This window comes from Nocardioides sp. NPDC006303, assembly GCF_040613175.1.
Taxonomy (GTDB): Bacteria; Actinomycetota; Actinomycetes; order Propionibacteriales; family Nocardioidaceae; genus Nocardioides.
Genome location: NZ_JBEXRR010000005.1, coordinates 156,872 through 172,724, shown reverse-complemented (window position 1 = coordinate 172,724; position 15,853 = coordinate 156,872). Strand labels below are relative to the sequence as shown.

Genomic DNA, 15,853 nt, shown 5'->3' with positions numbered 1-15,853 from the left:
CACGGCCCGCCCCGCCGGGCGACGACCCCGTCCTCACCTTGGCCGAAGGAGCCTGATGTCCGCCGTTCACGTACCTTCCGGGTCCTCCGAGGGGGACTACATCCGCACACCGAGCGGCGTCCTCGTCCCCGCCGAGATCGACGCCTTCCACCGCCATCTCCACCACGTGGCGCCCTCCGGCCTGGTCGACCAGACCGGACAGACCTCGGGCATGCGGCGGCTCGAGGCGGTCAGCGGCAAGACCGTCGGCGCGAAGAACCTGTGGATGGGCCAGACCCATGTCCCCGCCTCGACCGCCTCAGCCAACCACCACCACGGCGCCTCCGAGACCGCGATCTACGTCGTCTCCGGCAACCCGGTCTTCGTCTTCCTCGACACCGAGGGAGACGAGCCCGTCGAGACCCGCGTGGAGACGGGCCCCGGCGACTACGTCTTCGTGCCGCCGTGGGTCCCCCACCGCGAGGAGAACCCCGACACCGACACCGAGGCCGTCGTCGTGATCGCCCGCACCACGCAGGAGGCGATCGTCGTCAATCTCGACGGGCTCGACTGGTCCGAGGTCCGTCTGCGCAACGACTGATGGACGAACGTACGCCTCTTGCCTCGCTCAGATGGAGGCCAGGAGGCCCTGGGTGAATCCGGTGGACATCAGTCGAGGGGAATTCAACGTCGCCGGTCTCGGCGGTCGTCTCGGCGGTCCTCACGGCGATCACCCCGCCGGCGTACACCGTGGGTGACGACGGCGGCCGTACCTACGACAGCGGCTGTTCTGGCAACCGGTGCGGGGCCGATGACTCCCCGTCGTGCTCTGCGTCCCAATGGCATGTCAGTCCTCCTCCTCAAGATCTGCTTCGATGGCGGCCAGAATCGCCTGAACGGGGATACGGCCACTCGCGACGAGCTGTCCCCCGGCGTGACGCACCGCGGATCCGAACGGTGCGGCCCAGGTGTTCTCCCAGACCAGCAGCGCGGCGGTGCTGCCCGGCTCGACGGCTGCCGAGACGGACTCCACGTCCTCCTGGCTCAGCAGGTTGGCCATCTCGGTCTCGTAGGCCCGGATGCCCCCGATCTCGCCCTCATCGAGGTCGCTGATCTCGAACGCATCGAACGATCCGTCCTCGTCCTTACGGATCATCAGCAGGTCGAGGATCCGGATGATCCCTCGGTCGACGAGGTCCATCAGTGTCGGCGCGATCTCACCGTTGAACCGGCTGCCGGGGAACTCCACGACGATCCAGTCGACAGGACCGAGCTCGTCAAGGGTTTCACTCTCGTGCAAGGTCATCTGGTCGGTCATGCCACCACCTCCTGGGCACCCCTGTGGCGCCGCGTCCCTGTCATCATCGGCGGCGGAGCCATCTCGATGCGTCATCCGATGTGGATGACTCGGGCGGCGTTCCCCTGACAGAGCCGGACGCCTTCGGCCCCTGTGGGCGTCGTCAGCGCTACGGGGAGTCCGATTGGGCGCGGTTGAGGAAGTCCGAGAGCGGTCCCGGCATCTCAGCGCTCCGGTCGCCCCAGTCGTAGACGACACAGGTCTTGGCGATCAAGTCGTGGAAAGAACGATGTTCACGCTGCACCACGATCAGGAGCAGGCCGATCCCGAAGAAGACCACGCTGAGGGGAAACACCAGCGTCCTGACGAACATGGTGCGCACCCCTGGTGCAGCGCCGTCGGCGCGTACGACGCGCAGTCCGGCCAGTCCCTTCCCGATCGTCCGGCCGGTGATGGCGAGGCTGATGAAGACGTACGAGAAGGCCCAGATCGCGAAGGCAGCGATCCCGAGCAGGGTCGAGCGATCGCCGGTGAGCGACATGGACGTGAACATGTCGAGCAGGTAGCCGAACCCGGCGACGCCCAGCGTGTAGAGGCCGGCGATGAGAAGGCCGTCGATGGCAGCGGCAGCCGCCCTGCTGATCGCCCCCGCATAGTGTCCGGACACCGAGCGGCGCACCCGGCGGGTCATCGTCCTGCCGTTCCCGGGTCGGGCGCCCCTCGTCGGGCCGCAACCAGGTTGGGCGGCCCTTCCCGTCGCTCGTCCTCGCTCCGTCGCATCAGCCGGTCCACGATCCGGTCGACGACGACATCGAGCCCCACCAGCTGTCGCCGGGCGAGGTCAAGAGCGGAACCAGCCATCGAGTAGGTACTCTCCGCGACGATGTCGGGGATGCCGGAGCGGCGTACGAGCGCCTCGAGGTCGACGTTCCTCAGCAGGGCGTCCAGGTCTACGTCGGCGAGGAGAGTGTTGAGGTCGACCCGTGCGAGCAACGCATCCATATCGACCCGCGCCAGGACCGCGTCGAGGTCCACTCGGCTGAGCAGCGCGTTGAGGTCGACGTGTTCCAGGACGATATCGGGGTCGACGGTGACGACGACCCTTTCCGTCACCGCGCCGGCGACCCGGCCAAGGAGCCTCTTGCCGTTCTGACGACCCTCGGTCATGACGTCGCCGGCTCGGACACGTGGAGCGTCACGGCGATCAGCCGGTCAACGACTCGAGGGCGACGACCGCGACGGACACGTCCTCGATCCAGAGGTCGTCGCCTCGTCGTGCGCGCAAGATTCCCATCGCAGGTTCCGCCTCCTCCAGTCGTGGATCGAAGGAAGCCTAGAGCCGCCTGATCTGTCTCTCATCACCCATCTCGTGTGATTCGGCGGCCTCGACGTGGCCTCACGCAGGGCCGTGGAGCGCCGCGGGGGCGTTGCCGGGATCGTCCTTCAGACGCTGGCGGCGGGTCTCGATGGGTGGGCCATGGACCTCCCTCCGCTAGCTGCGTCAGTCCGGTGCACGGGCAGGCGAGGGTGAGAACTCCTGCAGTTTCTCGCGGCCACCCTTGACGATGAGGCAGGAGGACTCCGGCACCTCCCGCCACGCGCCCCGCAAGTCGCCCAACGGTTCGGACACTACGAGGCGTGCGTCATCGGAAAGCTGATGCAGTACTGGGTTGTCGGGGTATTGGAGACGGAGTGTGGCGACGTCGGCGTTGTGGAACAGCGATCGGGACCTACCCTCGCTGGAGTATCGGAATGCCCACGTGGTTTCCCCGTCGGTGGTCGCCACCGACATCTGGGTCGGGTATTCGACTCCGTGGCGTCGCCCCGTCTCCTCGATGAGGCCAACTGCCTGAGCCACCGCTTCCGGCGGGTTCTCTTGGAGTCCGAAGGTCAGGGCGAGGAAGAAGAACAGCTCCGAGTCCGTCGATCCCTCGATGTCGGGGAACAGCCCGGGCTCGACGGCCAGGGTCAGGTCACGCTTCAGCAACGGGAAGTCGGCGATGGCCCCGTTGTGCATCCAAAGCCAGCGGCCGTGGCGGAAGGGATGGCAGTTGGTCTGCTGGACCGCCGTGCCGGTCGTCGCTCGGATGTGCGCGAAGACCCGACCGGCGACAGCGTGGGCCGAGAGCTCTCGGAGGTTGCGGTCGTTCCAGGCGGGCTCGATGCTGTGGTAGGTCCCTGGGGTGTCCTGGGCGCCGTACCAGCCGACACCGAAGCCGTCACCGTTGACCGTCTCCACGCCCAGCCGTGAGTGCTTGCTCTGCACCACGAGCGAGTTCTCCGGCTTGAACAGAAGGTCCTCCAGGAGCACCGGTGAACCTGAGTATGCGAGCCAACGACACATGTCAATCTCCCCTCTCCGCCCCCGACATATATCGGAGCGCGACTGCTCCAGTACAACAGCGAAGGCGGGCCCAGCGGATCACCCGTAGCGGATAGCGGCGGACCCGAACCGGCAGCGTGGTGCGGTCGGACAGACGACCACGCCCGACCACCCGCTACGCGAGATCGGAGGCAGGGCAGGGAACACCGGTCACACCGACCCCCGCCGTGACGCAGGGCTACCTGTACCCGGATCACCACCCTTGAGGGCTGGTGGAGACGCACTTCGACCTCGTGAGCCCAGAATGGGCCCATGGCCCCGCCAACGGGCAAGGTGGTGGACCTCGCAGACAGGCGCAAAAACGCCCCTGCCCTGCGATTCAGGTCAGGGGCGATTCTGTCGGGCTGACAGGAATTGAAAGCGCGGGAATCTCCTCCGGCCAATTCCGGGCCTGACCTCGCAAAACGCCGCCTGACCTGCCGATACATGGCTGAGTGAGCTTTGACAGAGACTGACAGAAACCGTCACAGGCAGACATGCTTCGTGGCAATTTCGTGGCAGACGTTCTACCGTCGAACGGCGGGATCATCCTCGTGGTCCCTTGACCGTGGCACCGCCATTGGCCGCCGTGATGTTACCCATCACGCTCACTCACCCTAGCCAACGGTGGTGACCGTGTCGCGCCACCACGTCCGAAGGGAGTCACCGCATGCCCGAGCGTCGCTTCGGCAGTATCCGCAGGATGCCTCTGCGGACAGACAAGCCCGGCTCCCCCACCGGCCGCTGGCAGATCAGGTATCGCTGCCCAACGTGCCGGGTGACACATCCTGGCGAACTGACCTTCGAGCATCCCGCCAGGCTGGAACGGACGCCCGCCTACCCGGCAGGTGTCCCTGGCCGTGCGCTGAAGAAGCTCGAGAGCGTCCGGGACGACATTGAGCGCGCTCAGCTCGCCGGCGTGACATATCGCTGCTTCCGCACAGAAAGCGACGCCGACGACGATGAGGTCAGCGGTGGCGACCACGGCCTCCCTGACGCCGCCGTAACCACGTTCGAGGAGTACGCCCGGACGTGGCAAGCGGCGCGTGCCGTCACCAAACCTCTGAAGGCTCGGACATTGGTCGAGAACCTCCGCCTCCTTGGGAACGAGGTCTTCCCGACCTTCGGTCGAACCCCGATCACGAAGATCGCGGTCGAGGACGTCGATCGCTGGTGGGCGAAGCTCCTCAAGAAGCATCCTGCTCGCAACAAGCGCAACCGGGACGCCTACGGGATCCTTAAGCAAGCGATGGGCGCCGCCGTCCGCGACCGGCGGTATCCGGCCGTCGTGTCGAACCCGTGCCAGGTAGACCCTGACGACATCCCGAAGTGCAAGTCGAAGAAGATGCAGATCGCGACCATCGAAGAGATCGAGGCGCTCGCTCTCGAGATGCCCGACCGCCTCAAGCTCCTCGTCTTCCTGGCAGCATGGTCCGGGCTCCGGTATGGCGAGCTCGTCGAACTGCGCCGCCGCGACATCGATCTCAGCAGCGACCTTCCGCTCCTGCGTGTCGAGCGGGCGTACAGCAGGGTTGACGGCAGGGACATCGTGGACGACCCGAAGTCGGAGGCAGGCAAGCGAAGCGTACGCATCCCCGATTTCCTCAAGAAGCCACTCCGCAAACACATCGCCACCTACGCCCAGCCCGGGCCCGACGGCCTCATCTTCACCGCCGCCCGACCTGCGAAGGGGTCTTGCATTTGCGGCTACGACGGCTGTATCGGTGGCCACCTGCTCCACGCGACCTTCCATCGCTCGTACTTCAGGCCGGCCCGCGCGAAAGTCGGGTGCCCGAAGCTGCGTGTTCACGACCTACGCCACACCGGCGCGACCCTCGCCGCCCAACACGGCGCCACCCTCGCCGAGCTCATGCGCCGAATCGGCCACAGCACTCCGCAAGCAGCGATGATCTACCAGCACGCCACCGACGAGCGCGACGAGGAGCTCGCCCGCCGCATGTCGAAGGCGGCACGCAAGGCAAAGAAGAAGGCCGCCAAGAAGGCGAAGGAAGTCGCGCCCAACGCTCCAGGGAACCGCGCCGCGTAGAGAACATGCCGGCAACCCGGCTGCCGCACGCTTCAGACCGGCTGCACCTTAACGGGATATGCTGGCCCTCGAGCCTCTCAGCGATGACCGGCACCTTGAACCTCGACTACACATCAAACTCAGCGCGACGGTCCGTTCATAAGCGCGGTGCGACCACGGTCCGTCGAACAATGCGCACGCACTCCAAAGACACAGACAACCACTCCTTGTAAGTCCGGCCTGAGAAATTGCGGCTCGCCGTCTGTCCGTGTCGACGCCACCCTCGGTGGTGGCAGTTCAGGAGTGCGCCATGCCGTTGACCGCTGTTCTCGACGGTCGACCCGTCTATGTCTTCGACCACGATGCCCCCGCGCTTGCACGCATCGCCAGCGCGGTGCGGAGTCATCACCAGTCCTTGCGCTGCCAGGACTGCGACCACACGATGACTGTTGTCATGCCGACCCGCCGTCGATGGCACTTCCGCCACACACTCGGCGCTCCAGCAGAGTGCCGCTACGTCCAGGCCAACGAGTCCGAGGACCACCGCGACCTGAAGCGCCGCATCTATGACATGTGCCGAGCACGCGGCTGGGACGCAGAGGTCGAATGGCACGTGCCGGGCACCAAGCGCCGCGCCGATGTCTGGGCACGGGACCAGCTAGGTCGGCAATTCACCTTCGAGGTTCAACTCTCGAAGATCGCGGACGGCACCAGCTATGCCCGCTCCCTCGACCATCTCCATGCCGGGCTCACGCCAGTCTGGCTCATCGCCGGTGACCTACGCTCGTGGGCGTTCCCCGACGGCGCGCGGCGAGTGCGCCTCCAGAGACACGGCGAGTGGGTGCTCACCGGGCTTGGACACGTGGCCCACGAAAGGGATCTCGGGTGGATCCCGAAAGGCCCTGACACTCCCCACGCTCGCAAGGCGCGCGTCTTTAGCCTCACAATGCTCCTACCGCTCCTGGACTCCCCATCGCCAACTCCGTCATCGCACCGACGTACGAGTCGATCAGCGCTTCAGCCGCCGTTGATCCCTAGACCTCAGCTCGCGCTGCCAGCCCCTAACCCGCCCGTCGGAGAGGTCAGGCGCTGGCCAACCCATCCCCTCGCCGAATGGTGCAGACCGAAGCGCCTCGGGCGGGTGGACCGAGCCAGGAGCGAGCGACAGAAGTCAGAGCGCTCTGTGATCATCGACAGACTGCGAACACTTGCAGGCGTTCTTGCTGTTGGATCCGTCGGTGACAGTTGTCGCTTCCAACGCATGTCTGACCTGCCCACGCCACACTGGACGCACGAGCATTTCGCTGTCGCGCTGATGGAGGTCTGGGCCCATCGGCACTGGCTCTGGGAGCACGGAGTGCCACCGGTCTGCGGCGGCTGCGGGCTGTCCCTTGACGGGGCGTTGATCGATAGCGGTGTCCACATCGGATGCCGCGCACCGCAGACGAGGTGATCTACCAGCACGCAACTGACGAGCGCGGCGACGAACTAGTCAGGCGCATGTCGAACTCGGCCAAGGAGCCGAGGAACGAGCGGGACAATCGCTACAGCACCATAGAGCCGTCAGACGAAGCCACTGCTTGATCTTCCGACTACACCGGTGTCCACGTCCGCGCGAGACCAGCTCCATCGCCTCTGCCTTGCCGACGCTCGGGCGCACTTCGAAGCTCTTACCCAAGTCGAGCAGGAGGAAGAAGCCAGGTGGGTGCAAGACACGATCGAGGCTTACGTCGCCTCCAAGATCCCGCTCACCGTTACCGCGTCCGCTCGCCTGCTGTCAGCCCTCCCCCACGGCCCGTGTGGGCAACCGCTTGGGCAGGTTAGCTTTGGCCCGCAACGAGGAACTCGCTGGGCGTCCCTTCCCACATGACGACAAGTTCATCACGTGCTCGAGTCGCGGCCACGTAGAGCAAAGACCGCTCACGCTGGACAAGGTCGGCACGTTCATCCTCGGAAAGGCCTCGAAGCAGGTACGCCGCGGGGAGCAAGTCAACATCGGCACCGAAGATGAGAACGTGGGTGAACTCCATGCCTTTGGCGCGGTGCATGGTCATGAGTTGTGGACGGCCAGACCGACCCGCGGTCCGGGTCACCAGTTGGACCCCGACGTCACGCTCTTCGAGACCACGGCCGACGCGATCAGCCATGCGCTGGTCTCGCACCAGAATGCCGATGGCCTCGCCGGGAACTCCAGCGTCCTGCCAGCCGCGGACCACAACAGCGGACCGATCGAGCTCATCAGTCAGGGAGCTCGTGGCAACCCGCGCGGGCTCAGGACCGCTTCGCGCCGAGCGGAATCCCGTCGCGTCCGCCGAGACCTCCTCGAGGTCGACGTACGGCTCGCCGGCCAGGATCGAGGTGGCGAAGCCCAGGACCTCGGCCGTGGTGCGGTAGTTGAGCGTGAGCCGTCGGGAGCGGCCGACGATCTTGATGCCATATCGACCCAGCACCACCCGCTGGCCGTAGATTCGCTGCTGCGCGTCCTCGGCGAGGAAGAGGTCATCGGCGCCCGGGGCAACCACCGATCGCAGGAACTGCCACCGGGTTGCACTGAGGTCCTGGCCCTCGTCAACTAGGACGTGATCGAAGACGGGTGCCTCGAGCGCAGCCGCGACGGCGCAGACTTCGCCGAAGTCGACCTCGCCGCTCACGGCGGCAGCGGCACGGAAGGCGCGTACGACCTCCCAGACCCGCTGGCGGTTGGCCCGGTTGAGGGCGACGCCTCGACCGGGGCGGCGGACGTGGAGGTAGTCGGCGAGTGTGGTGACCTTGTTCGGGAGTACGACGGCGGCGTACTCAGCCTCGAAGAAGATCGGCGAGCGAAGATCGGCGGGCAGGTCGGTGTCGGCCGTCGCGATGGCATCACGCCATGCCTTGTCGGTGTCGACCAAGCGACCAGTCGCACGGTTGCCCGGGCCAAGGACCCTCTCGACGGCGGTGTCCACATCGGACGGTTTGGCGGCCGTGAGGATCTGGTTGGCGACCTGGTCCACCCCGGCGACATAGATGCCAGGCTCGCCCAGGGCACTCGCAAGGCGTACGCCTGGGTCGAGATCCTTGAGCTGGCGCCGCATGCCCTCAGCAAGGTTGCGGGTATAAGTGGTCAGCAGGATCCGGGCATCCGGGTTGTCACGGGCAAGGCGGCGAGCGCGATGGACGAGTACGACCGTTTTCCCGGTGCCGGCACCGCCGGAGAGGCGGAACGGGCCGTTGTAGGTCTTCTCAACGTAGGTGCGCTGCTCGGGATGAAGGAAGATTCGCCACCTAGAAAGGTCGCCAGCCTCGATGACGCGGCGAAGTTCGGCGTCGTCCTCAAGCCAGGCGAACTGCATCTGACCAGCGGCGGTCTTCATCGCTGCGAGCAGGCGCTCATCCTCGGTCGCACCGGCAGCGACATCGGGCTGCTCGTCGAGTCCGAGCTCCTCACGGATCTTCGTGGGGGTCCCGCCTGCAGCGAGAGCGAGGAGCACGTCGCCGCGCCAACCGCCCGCGCGCTCGGCCAACTCCAGGAGTTGGTCATCAGAGGTCGCCGACCAAGCCTGGCGTACGAGCTCCTCGTCGAGTCCGAACGTGTCCACGACATAGGCCTCGTCCAGATCTGGCTGGGCCTTCGCTAGCACCGACGACGCGGTCGGTGTCGGCACCGCAGGGGCAGGCGCCGGCGTAACAGCAGCAGGGGCGGGCTCGACGAACTTCAACTCCGGAAGAGCGTTGACCGGGTTGGTGGTGAGCACGGCGGTCCGAGCGATCTCGTTGGCCTTGTCGTGCGGCCATACCCCCGTGTAGACGTAGTGGTCCTGCCCGGAGCCGGTGACTTTGAAAAGCACCGCACGGTAGAAGTCATCAACCCGCCCGGTACGGACCTTGGGGTCGGCAGAGCCCTTGATCGGCTCGATATGAAGGCCGACTGCGGTGTCATCGGCGTACAGCTTGGAGAGGAACGCCGATACCTTCTTGCCGATCGACGGATCGTGGCCGCCGTCCTTGACCGGAGCGAAGATCACCATGGGCATCAGCGGGACACTCCGTTCAGAGCTGCTTGGATCTCGTCGAGACTTGCTGAGACTACCTGCCATCCTTCGGCTGAGAGCAGGTTCCGATCCTCCTCATCGAGGCCGTCGACATCCACAACGATCCGATGATCGACAAAGGCGAACACAGGTACGCCGCCGACCTCGTGCCCGAGCTCGGGCACCTGATCCACACCCACATCTCGCAACGAGTTCAGCAGGGCAGTCTCGGAGGGTGTCGCCATCTCCAGCACAGGCCCCCATACCGCGTCGACCTTCGGCCCTTCGACCATCTCGGGAAGGATCTCCGCGCCTGTGGCGCCGGCAAGCGTGCGTGCGGTGATCGCCGTGCCCGTGATGCGGGCGCCGAGCAGATTGGAATACCGCAGCCAGCTCTGCCAGGCCCCCTTATGGTCTGGCCCGACATGCTCGTCATCGAGGACGAGCACGACATCGGTGGAATAGGTCGTCGGATCGAACCGGTTGAGCCAGACCAACGTGTCCTCACACCAAGCCCAAGCCGAGGGGCTCCCGGTCATTTCCTTGCCCGCCAGCAGGTCGACGGCGGCCGCGGTGAGATCGCCGGAGCCGGCATCGCCCTTGACCTGTGCCGGCCCTGCGACCAGAAACGGCAGCACCTTTCCGATGGCTTGAAGCCCGGCGAGATCGGCGTTCTGGATCCACCAGATGATCAGGTCCATCGCGGAGCCGCCGATCACGTCGACGTGTTCGGGCTTGAGGCCGACATTCATCTGGTTGGCGGTCCCGATGACGGTCCCGGCGTCGTACCAACTCGGCTTCCCAGGATCCCCGGATGTCTCCAGGTCGGTCCATGAGAGGCCGACGACGAGGTTGCCGGACTCGCGCAGCATCCGACGGTTCTCGGCATCCTCTGCGATCCGGTTGGTTTTGGGGCTGGCGTGCCAGCGCCAGCCATCGCAGAAGATCACCATCGGCAGGATGTTGGGATCGGCCGTACGCAGCACGAAGTCGGGCTGGGTGTGTCCCATCTGCACCTGCGGGTCCAGCGACCAGTGTCGCCCGCCGACGTTGATGTCGTAGCGGATCCCGTGCGTCGAGGGGTGCTCTTTCACCGTCGCCCCGAGCACACCGAGCCGCTCGACCAGGCGCTTGCGGAAGAGCTGCTCCATCTTCGACTCAGGGTCGAAGGCAACGACAGGTACGTCGGTCACGGTCCAGGCGTCGAGACGCTGATTGGTCCCGGCACTGAGCAAGTCTCCCAGGAGCCGTTCGGCCTCGGACCGAGACACCAGTCGAGCATCACTGGGCCGAGCAAACGGCAGGAGGCACCGATGGCACGCCAGACGCCCATCCTCGCCACACGCACATCCAGCGACCACCGCGAGAGCCTGCTCCAGCACGGTCCGCATCATCGACGGCTCGGCCAGATCGATCAGATAACCAGTTCCTCCCGGCACCAGGTCGTGCAGCAAAAGGGCGTCGTAGACGAGACCCCCATGCCCATCGCCGACGTCGGTGTCCACCACCGACTCCACCGAGAGGTGATCAGGTGCTCCCCCGATGTGCTCGCGCAGCCCCAGCTTCAGCGCTGCCTCCAACGACGGCACCGCAAACGCATTCCCGGTCGAGGTCATCGGCGGCAGCCGCAGCACCAACCCTTCGGTAACGAGCGACCGTGACAAAGCGATCGAAACCGCGCTCTCGTCGGCCGACTCTCGCAGCGTGCACCAAGGCCGGTGCTCATAGCGGCTGTTCCGACTCGTCTCCTGGTCGAGCTTGCCGCACTCTCCGCAGACCCGGAACAGCTCCGCGTCCACCTCGTGTCCGCCCAGAACTTTGGTCGATCCATGGCCGGAGCGTCGCCCAAGGTTGAGCCAGGTCAGGTCCATGTTGCGCAGATGCTTGACCCCGAACCCATAGTCGGCGACGTACCACTGCCGAGTGACCTTGGCCGGATCGATATCAGCGATGAACCGCTCGTCGAAGGCGACCCGCTCGCGTTCGTCGGATGAGTCGTCAATCCCCGCCTCGTCACGACGCATCACCGAGGAGGCCCTGGTCAGCTCGACGACATCGAGACGCTGGCGTACGTCGGCCATCCCCCCAGCCGCGCACCGAGGACACGCACTGGGCGCCGCATCCGAGGTCACATCGGCACGGAAGCCACAGACTGGACAGAAGGCGTAGGTCCTCACCGCCTCGCCACCGGCGCCGAGGTCGACGGCGTCGATCTCGACCCGGTAGCCGCGGGCGTAGAAGCGGGCCCTCGGCGCGAACTCCCGCAGCGCGAGCGCGGCGTTGCGGTGGTAGTCGAGCGAGTCGGTCTCGTACGCACCGGACTCCGGGTCCATCCAGCGCAGGGCCACGTCGAGGGTCACGGAGTCGTCCATGAGTGTGTAGTTGGGCAGCAGTCCAGCTCGCTCGGCGACCGCGATCCAGTACTCACCCTGGAGGTCTGCGCGGTGCTTGCGGGCCAGCCGCAGCGCCGCGTTGGCGGACTGGAAGTGGTGCTTGTCCTCCTCGGTCGCCGCCGGAGAGTTCGCCTGCCGCTCGAGGACGGGAAGCTCCTTCTCTGTCTCGGCGATCCGGAAGGCGACGGTCTCCAGGTCGTGCCGCCACCGTTGTGACTCCGTGACCAACCGCTCGGCGAGCTCGCTGGTCAGGGGACCGCTGGAGCGGGTGGCCCACTCCCGCAGCCGCTTGGCCGATCCGTCATCGAGCACCGCGAACCCAGCTAGGAACTCCTCGACCACGTCAGGAGACGACTCAGCACGCGCCGCGATCTCGTGCAGCCAGGACCCAGGCGCGACCTTCTCCATCGCCGCCTTCGCTGCACCTGGCATGTGTGTGTCCGGATGCGGAGCATCCGGATCGCGCGCGATCCGGTCTGCGATCGAGGCGATCAGTTGGCGCCGCAAGATCTCCTCGGCATCCAGGTAGGTCGCCGGCGGGCGTACCTCGCCATTGATCATCGAGAGTGGGTCCCCGACCAGCGGAAGCTGCTCACCGCGCGCGGTGACGAAGGCCAGTCCGAGGGCTGATCCGGTCAAGCGGCCACCGCGACCGATGCGCTGGACGTAGGAGGCGACCGTGCGCGGCAGGGAGGCAAGCATCACTGTGGATAGGTCACCGATGTCGATACCCATCTCCAGCGTCGGCGTCGCGACCAGCACGTTAGGCGCATTCGGGGCAGTCTCGACCGACGCCTTGAATCCGTTCTCATAGCGCAGCCTGACATCGTCGGGCAGGAGCGAGGTGTGCTCGCGGGCGATGACCCTCTGTAACTCGTGGGATGCGTAGAAGCGGCGGTAGAAGTTGCCCGGCTCCCCCGCCATCGCGACCAGGCGCCCCTTGCAGCGGGTGGTGCTACACGGTGCGCCGACGAGCTCACCGATGACCCGCGGTGTGCCCGGGACCTGCGTCTGACACTCAGGACAGGCGAGCACCTGGTAGTCGTCTGTGAGCGGCTCGATCACCACCGACCCTTGCGGGATCGAGTAGACCCGGGCATCGGTCGCGGTGACCGTCTCGTTCACCAGATGCTGCGCGGCGAGCTTGCGCATGAGGGTCGCCACCAGTGAGGACGCCTCCTGAGCGGAGACCTTCAGCGAGCGTCGGGTCCAGTCGGTGTACCACGCCTGCGCACCCGTCACCGCGTCCAGCACCGGGTCCCGGAACGAGACGGCCTTACCGATCCGGGGGTACGCCGGCCCTGACCGTCCCGTCGGGAAGGCGGGCATCCCCTCCGACCGAGCGCGCCCGCGCCAGATCCAGTGCCGGTTACCGTCGTTCTTGATCAGGTTGCGGAACCACTCGTGCTCGATCGAGCCCCGCTCCCGCATCCGCTCGAGCACCCCGCGCACCCACGCGGTCAACTCTCGATCATCGGCTGCGACCCCGAGCAGCGCGGTGCCGCCAGCCTCGTCGACCGCATCGCGCGCTGCGCGCACCATCAGCCTGGCGGCCGCGTCGACCTCGACGCCCACTGAGCCGGTGGCCTGCAGCGTACGACCGAACTGCGACTGCAGCCCGAACTCAAGCACCGCGTCAAACGCGACCCGCTTCCGGACCCGGTTGCGGACACCGAGCGGCACCTTGGCCAGCTTTTTGGTCTGCCAGAAGGGCGCGAAGATCTCATGCTCGGCCAGGTCCGGCGGCAGTATCCGGAACCGCAACGAGGCATCGTCGCCCGCTGCCGCGATCACCCGGTCGGCCAGCAGGTCGAGCGATACGGGGCTGGACCCGACCGCGGCCCGCAGCATCGAACGCACTGTCAGCGAGTGGGAACGTGACTGTACGAACCCGGCGCGGTGCGCTGCATCCTGCACCGAGTCGGTAAAGACCAGTGTCTTCTTCTCCGACGAATCCAGGTTGGTGGAGCCGAAGAGAGTGGAGAGAGCCACCGAGAGCTGCGTCGCGATCGCAGAGCCGAGGAACCGGATCCCATCGCGCTGAAGACAGGACGGACACCTGTCCTGCGCGGAAGCCTCGTCAGCATCCGCCACGTGCGTCATCACCGGGATCACCGACCCGTCATGTGCCGCCTCCCCCTCGGGCGCCTTCATGAGAACTTGCCGCTGCGCGACATGGAACCAGCGCAGCGCGGCCTCCGGCTCCGCACCGGAGAGCACCGCCTCCCCCTCACGTCCCGCGTAGAGCACCGGTCGCGTACGACCCGACCGAGTCACGTGCGCCGCCCGAATGTTCTCGTCATCGAGATCGAGATCGGTCTCGTTCGCCGGTGACATCCGCAGCATCCACCCCGAGCGCCCGCAGTGCCGGCAGAAGATCGCCGGCAGCAGGGGTCCAACCCGGGAGTCGTCGCTGGTCCGCACAGCCGCGCCGTCGTCTGCCCAGAAGAACGCCGGCTGTGCCGCTACCTCCCGGTCGATCCGGGTCAGCTCCCGGATCCACAGATGCAACTCCACCGACGGCCACGCGCGTCCCTCAGTCTTCCGCAGATGCGAGAGCATCCCGAGGTACGCTGCAAGCGCCCGCTCCGCGGCGGCCGGATCCGCGTCAGGGAACAGTTCAGCCGCCAGGTCCGGCATCGGCCGCGCATTCCCGGTCGCCTCCAAGAGCTGCCGAGTCACCGGGTGACTCTTCACCTTGAAGGCGTCCTCGACCATCGCGTTGTCGTTGATCGCCCCGAGCATCCGGTTCCCGAGCTCGTCCGCCTCCGGATCCGGCCCGAGCTGGTCGAGCACGCCGTTTACGGCCTTGACCAGCTCGCTCCCGACCACCGGGGCACCGACCCGCATCTGGACGGACCAGTCATCGGCTCCGACCCGGGACTCCGTCACCACCGCGTCCGCCGGGAACGACACCCCAAACACATCCTCGGCGAATGCCAACATCGCCGACGGATCACCCTTCTCCCCAAGGGTCGCCGAGGTCGCCACCGGCGTCAGCGCGGCGTCGTCGTCACGCCCGTAGGCGCGCAGCGCCATCCGCAGCCGCCGAAGCAGCATCGCGACATCGGTCCCCTGCGCGCCGTCATACGTGTGGAACTCGTCGAGTACGAGGTACTGCAATGATGCCGCCGACTGTTTCCAGATCGGCTGGTCAGCCCGCCGCAGTAACAGGTGGTCGAGCATCTTGTAGTTGGTCAGCAGGATGTCAGGGGCGGAGGACCGCATGATCGCCCGGTCCTCGATCAACCCTTCCGCCGTCACCCGAGTCCGCTTCTGCTCCCCCTGCCCGGTGTAGAGCGCCGCGGTGACGCCGTCGAGCCGAGGATCGGAGCTGATCAGGCCAGCAAGCCGCTGCGCCTGGTCGTTAGCGAGCGCGTTCATCGGATACAGGATCAGCGCCTTCGTCCCCGCCTCACCCCGCGTCTTCGCACGCAGCACATGGTCGAGAATCGGATACAGGAACGCCTCCGTCTTACCCGACCCAGTGCCAGTCGTCACCAGCGTCGGCAGCGGCGCAGGCTTGCTCTCCGACAGGTCCCCTGACCCCAGCCGCGCGAACGCCGCCGCCTGGTGCCCGTACGGCGCGAACCCCTGCGGCCACCACGACAATGCCTCGGTCCACCCGTCCGCCGCAGGCCGGAACGGCAACCGCGTCCGCAGGAACGGCCCCCGGAAGATCCCGCTCTCCGGATCGTCGAGAAACCCCCGAAGCACGTCGCGGACCGTCACATCCGAGAGTGAAAACGTCGTCTCCAAGTACTCCAGCAGACCCCGCCGAATGCT

9 protein-coding genes are annotated in these 15,853 nt (G+C 66.5%); 3 read left to right on the top strand and 6 right to left on the bottom strand.

The features are described 5' to 3' along the window. The first annotated feature begins 55 nt into the window (after positions 1 to 55). The gene (locus ABZY89_RS06430) at positions 56 to 580 is read left to right on the top strand and encodes a cupin domain-containing protein (protein ID WP_355225600.1); all 525 of its coding nucleotides are present in this window, start codon (positions 56 to 58) and stop codon (positions 578 to 580) included. A 246-nt stretch (positions 581 to 826) separates the two neighbouring features. Here the strand turns inward: ABZY89_RS06430 and ABZY89_RS06425 are convergent, their stop codons facing one another. From ABZY89_RS06425 to ABZY89_RS06410, 4 genes are all read right to left on the bottom strand, one after another. Then, entirely contained in the window at positions 827 to 1,297 is a 471-nt protein-coding gene (locus tag ABZY89_RS06425) for a DUF6325 family protein (RefSeq protein ID WP_355225598.1), read from the bottom strand. Between the two features lie 148 nt (positions 1,298 to 1,445). Next, positions 1,446 to 1,943, bottom strand: coding sequence for an RDD family protein (locus ABZY89_RS06420; protein WP_355225597.1), 498 nt, complete (start codon positions 1,941 to 1,943; stop codon positions 1,446 to 1,448). Positions 1,944 to 1,963: 20 nt separating this feature from the next. Further along, positions 1,964 to 2,443 (bottom strand): hypothetical protein, encoded by a 480-nt coding sequence (locus tag ABZY89_RS06415; RefSeq protein ID WP_355225595.1) that lies wholly within the window; start codon positions 2,441 to 2,443, stop codon positions 1,964 to 1,966. Positions 2,444 to 2,777: 334 nt separating this feature from the next. Continuing rightward, positions 2,778 to 3,587: a class II glutamine amidotransferase gene (locus tag ABZY89_RS06410; RefSeq protein ID WP_355225593.1), complete on the bottom strand. Its 810-nt coding sequence runs from the start codon at positions 3,585 to 3,587 to the stop codon at positions 2,778 to 2,780. Positions 3,588 to 4,341: 754 nt separating this feature from the next. Between ABZY89_RS06410 and ABZY89_RS06405 the strand changes: the two genes are divergently transcribed. Both ABZY89_RS06405 and ABZY89_RS06400 read left to right on the top strand, forming a co-directional pair. Beyond that, positions 4,342 to 5,685 (top strand): site-specific integrase, encoded by a 1,344-nt coding sequence (locus tag ABZY89_RS06405; RefSeq protein WP_355225592.1) that lies wholly within the window; start codon positions 4,342 to 4,344, stop codon positions 5,683 to 5,685. Between the two features lie 289 nt (positions 5,686 to 5,974). Beyond that, positions 5,975 to 7,117 carry a competence protein CoiA family protein gene (locus ABZY89_RS06400; RefSeq protein WP_355225590.1) on the top strand — a complete coding sequence of 381 codons (1,143 nt, stop codon included), beginning with the start codon at positions 5,975 to 5,977 and terminating at the stop codon, positions 7,115 to 7,117. 367 nt (positions 7,118 to 7,484) lie between these two features. Here ABZY89_RS06400 and ABZY89_RS06395 read toward each other — a convergent pair whose 3' ends face one another. Both ABZY89_RS06395 and ABZY89_RS06390 read right to left on the bottom strand, forming a co-directional pair. Beyond that, on the bottom strand, positions 7,485 to 9,677 hold the full coding sequence (locus tag ABZY89_RS06395) for a 3'-5' exonuclease (RefSeq protein WP_355225588.1): 2,193 nt from the start codon (positions 9,675 to 9,677) through the stop codon (positions 7,485 to 7,487). Next, positions 9,677 to 15,799, bottom strand: a complete 6,123-nt coding sequence (locus ABZY89_RS06390) for a DEAD/DEAH box helicase (RefSeq protein ID WP_355225586.1) — start codon at positions 15,797 to 15,799, stop codon at positions 9,677 to 9,679. Before ABZY89_RS06390 ends, ABZY89_RS06395 begins: the two co-directional genes overlap by 1 nt. Between the last annotated feature and the right edge of the window lie 54 nt (positions 15,800 to 15,853).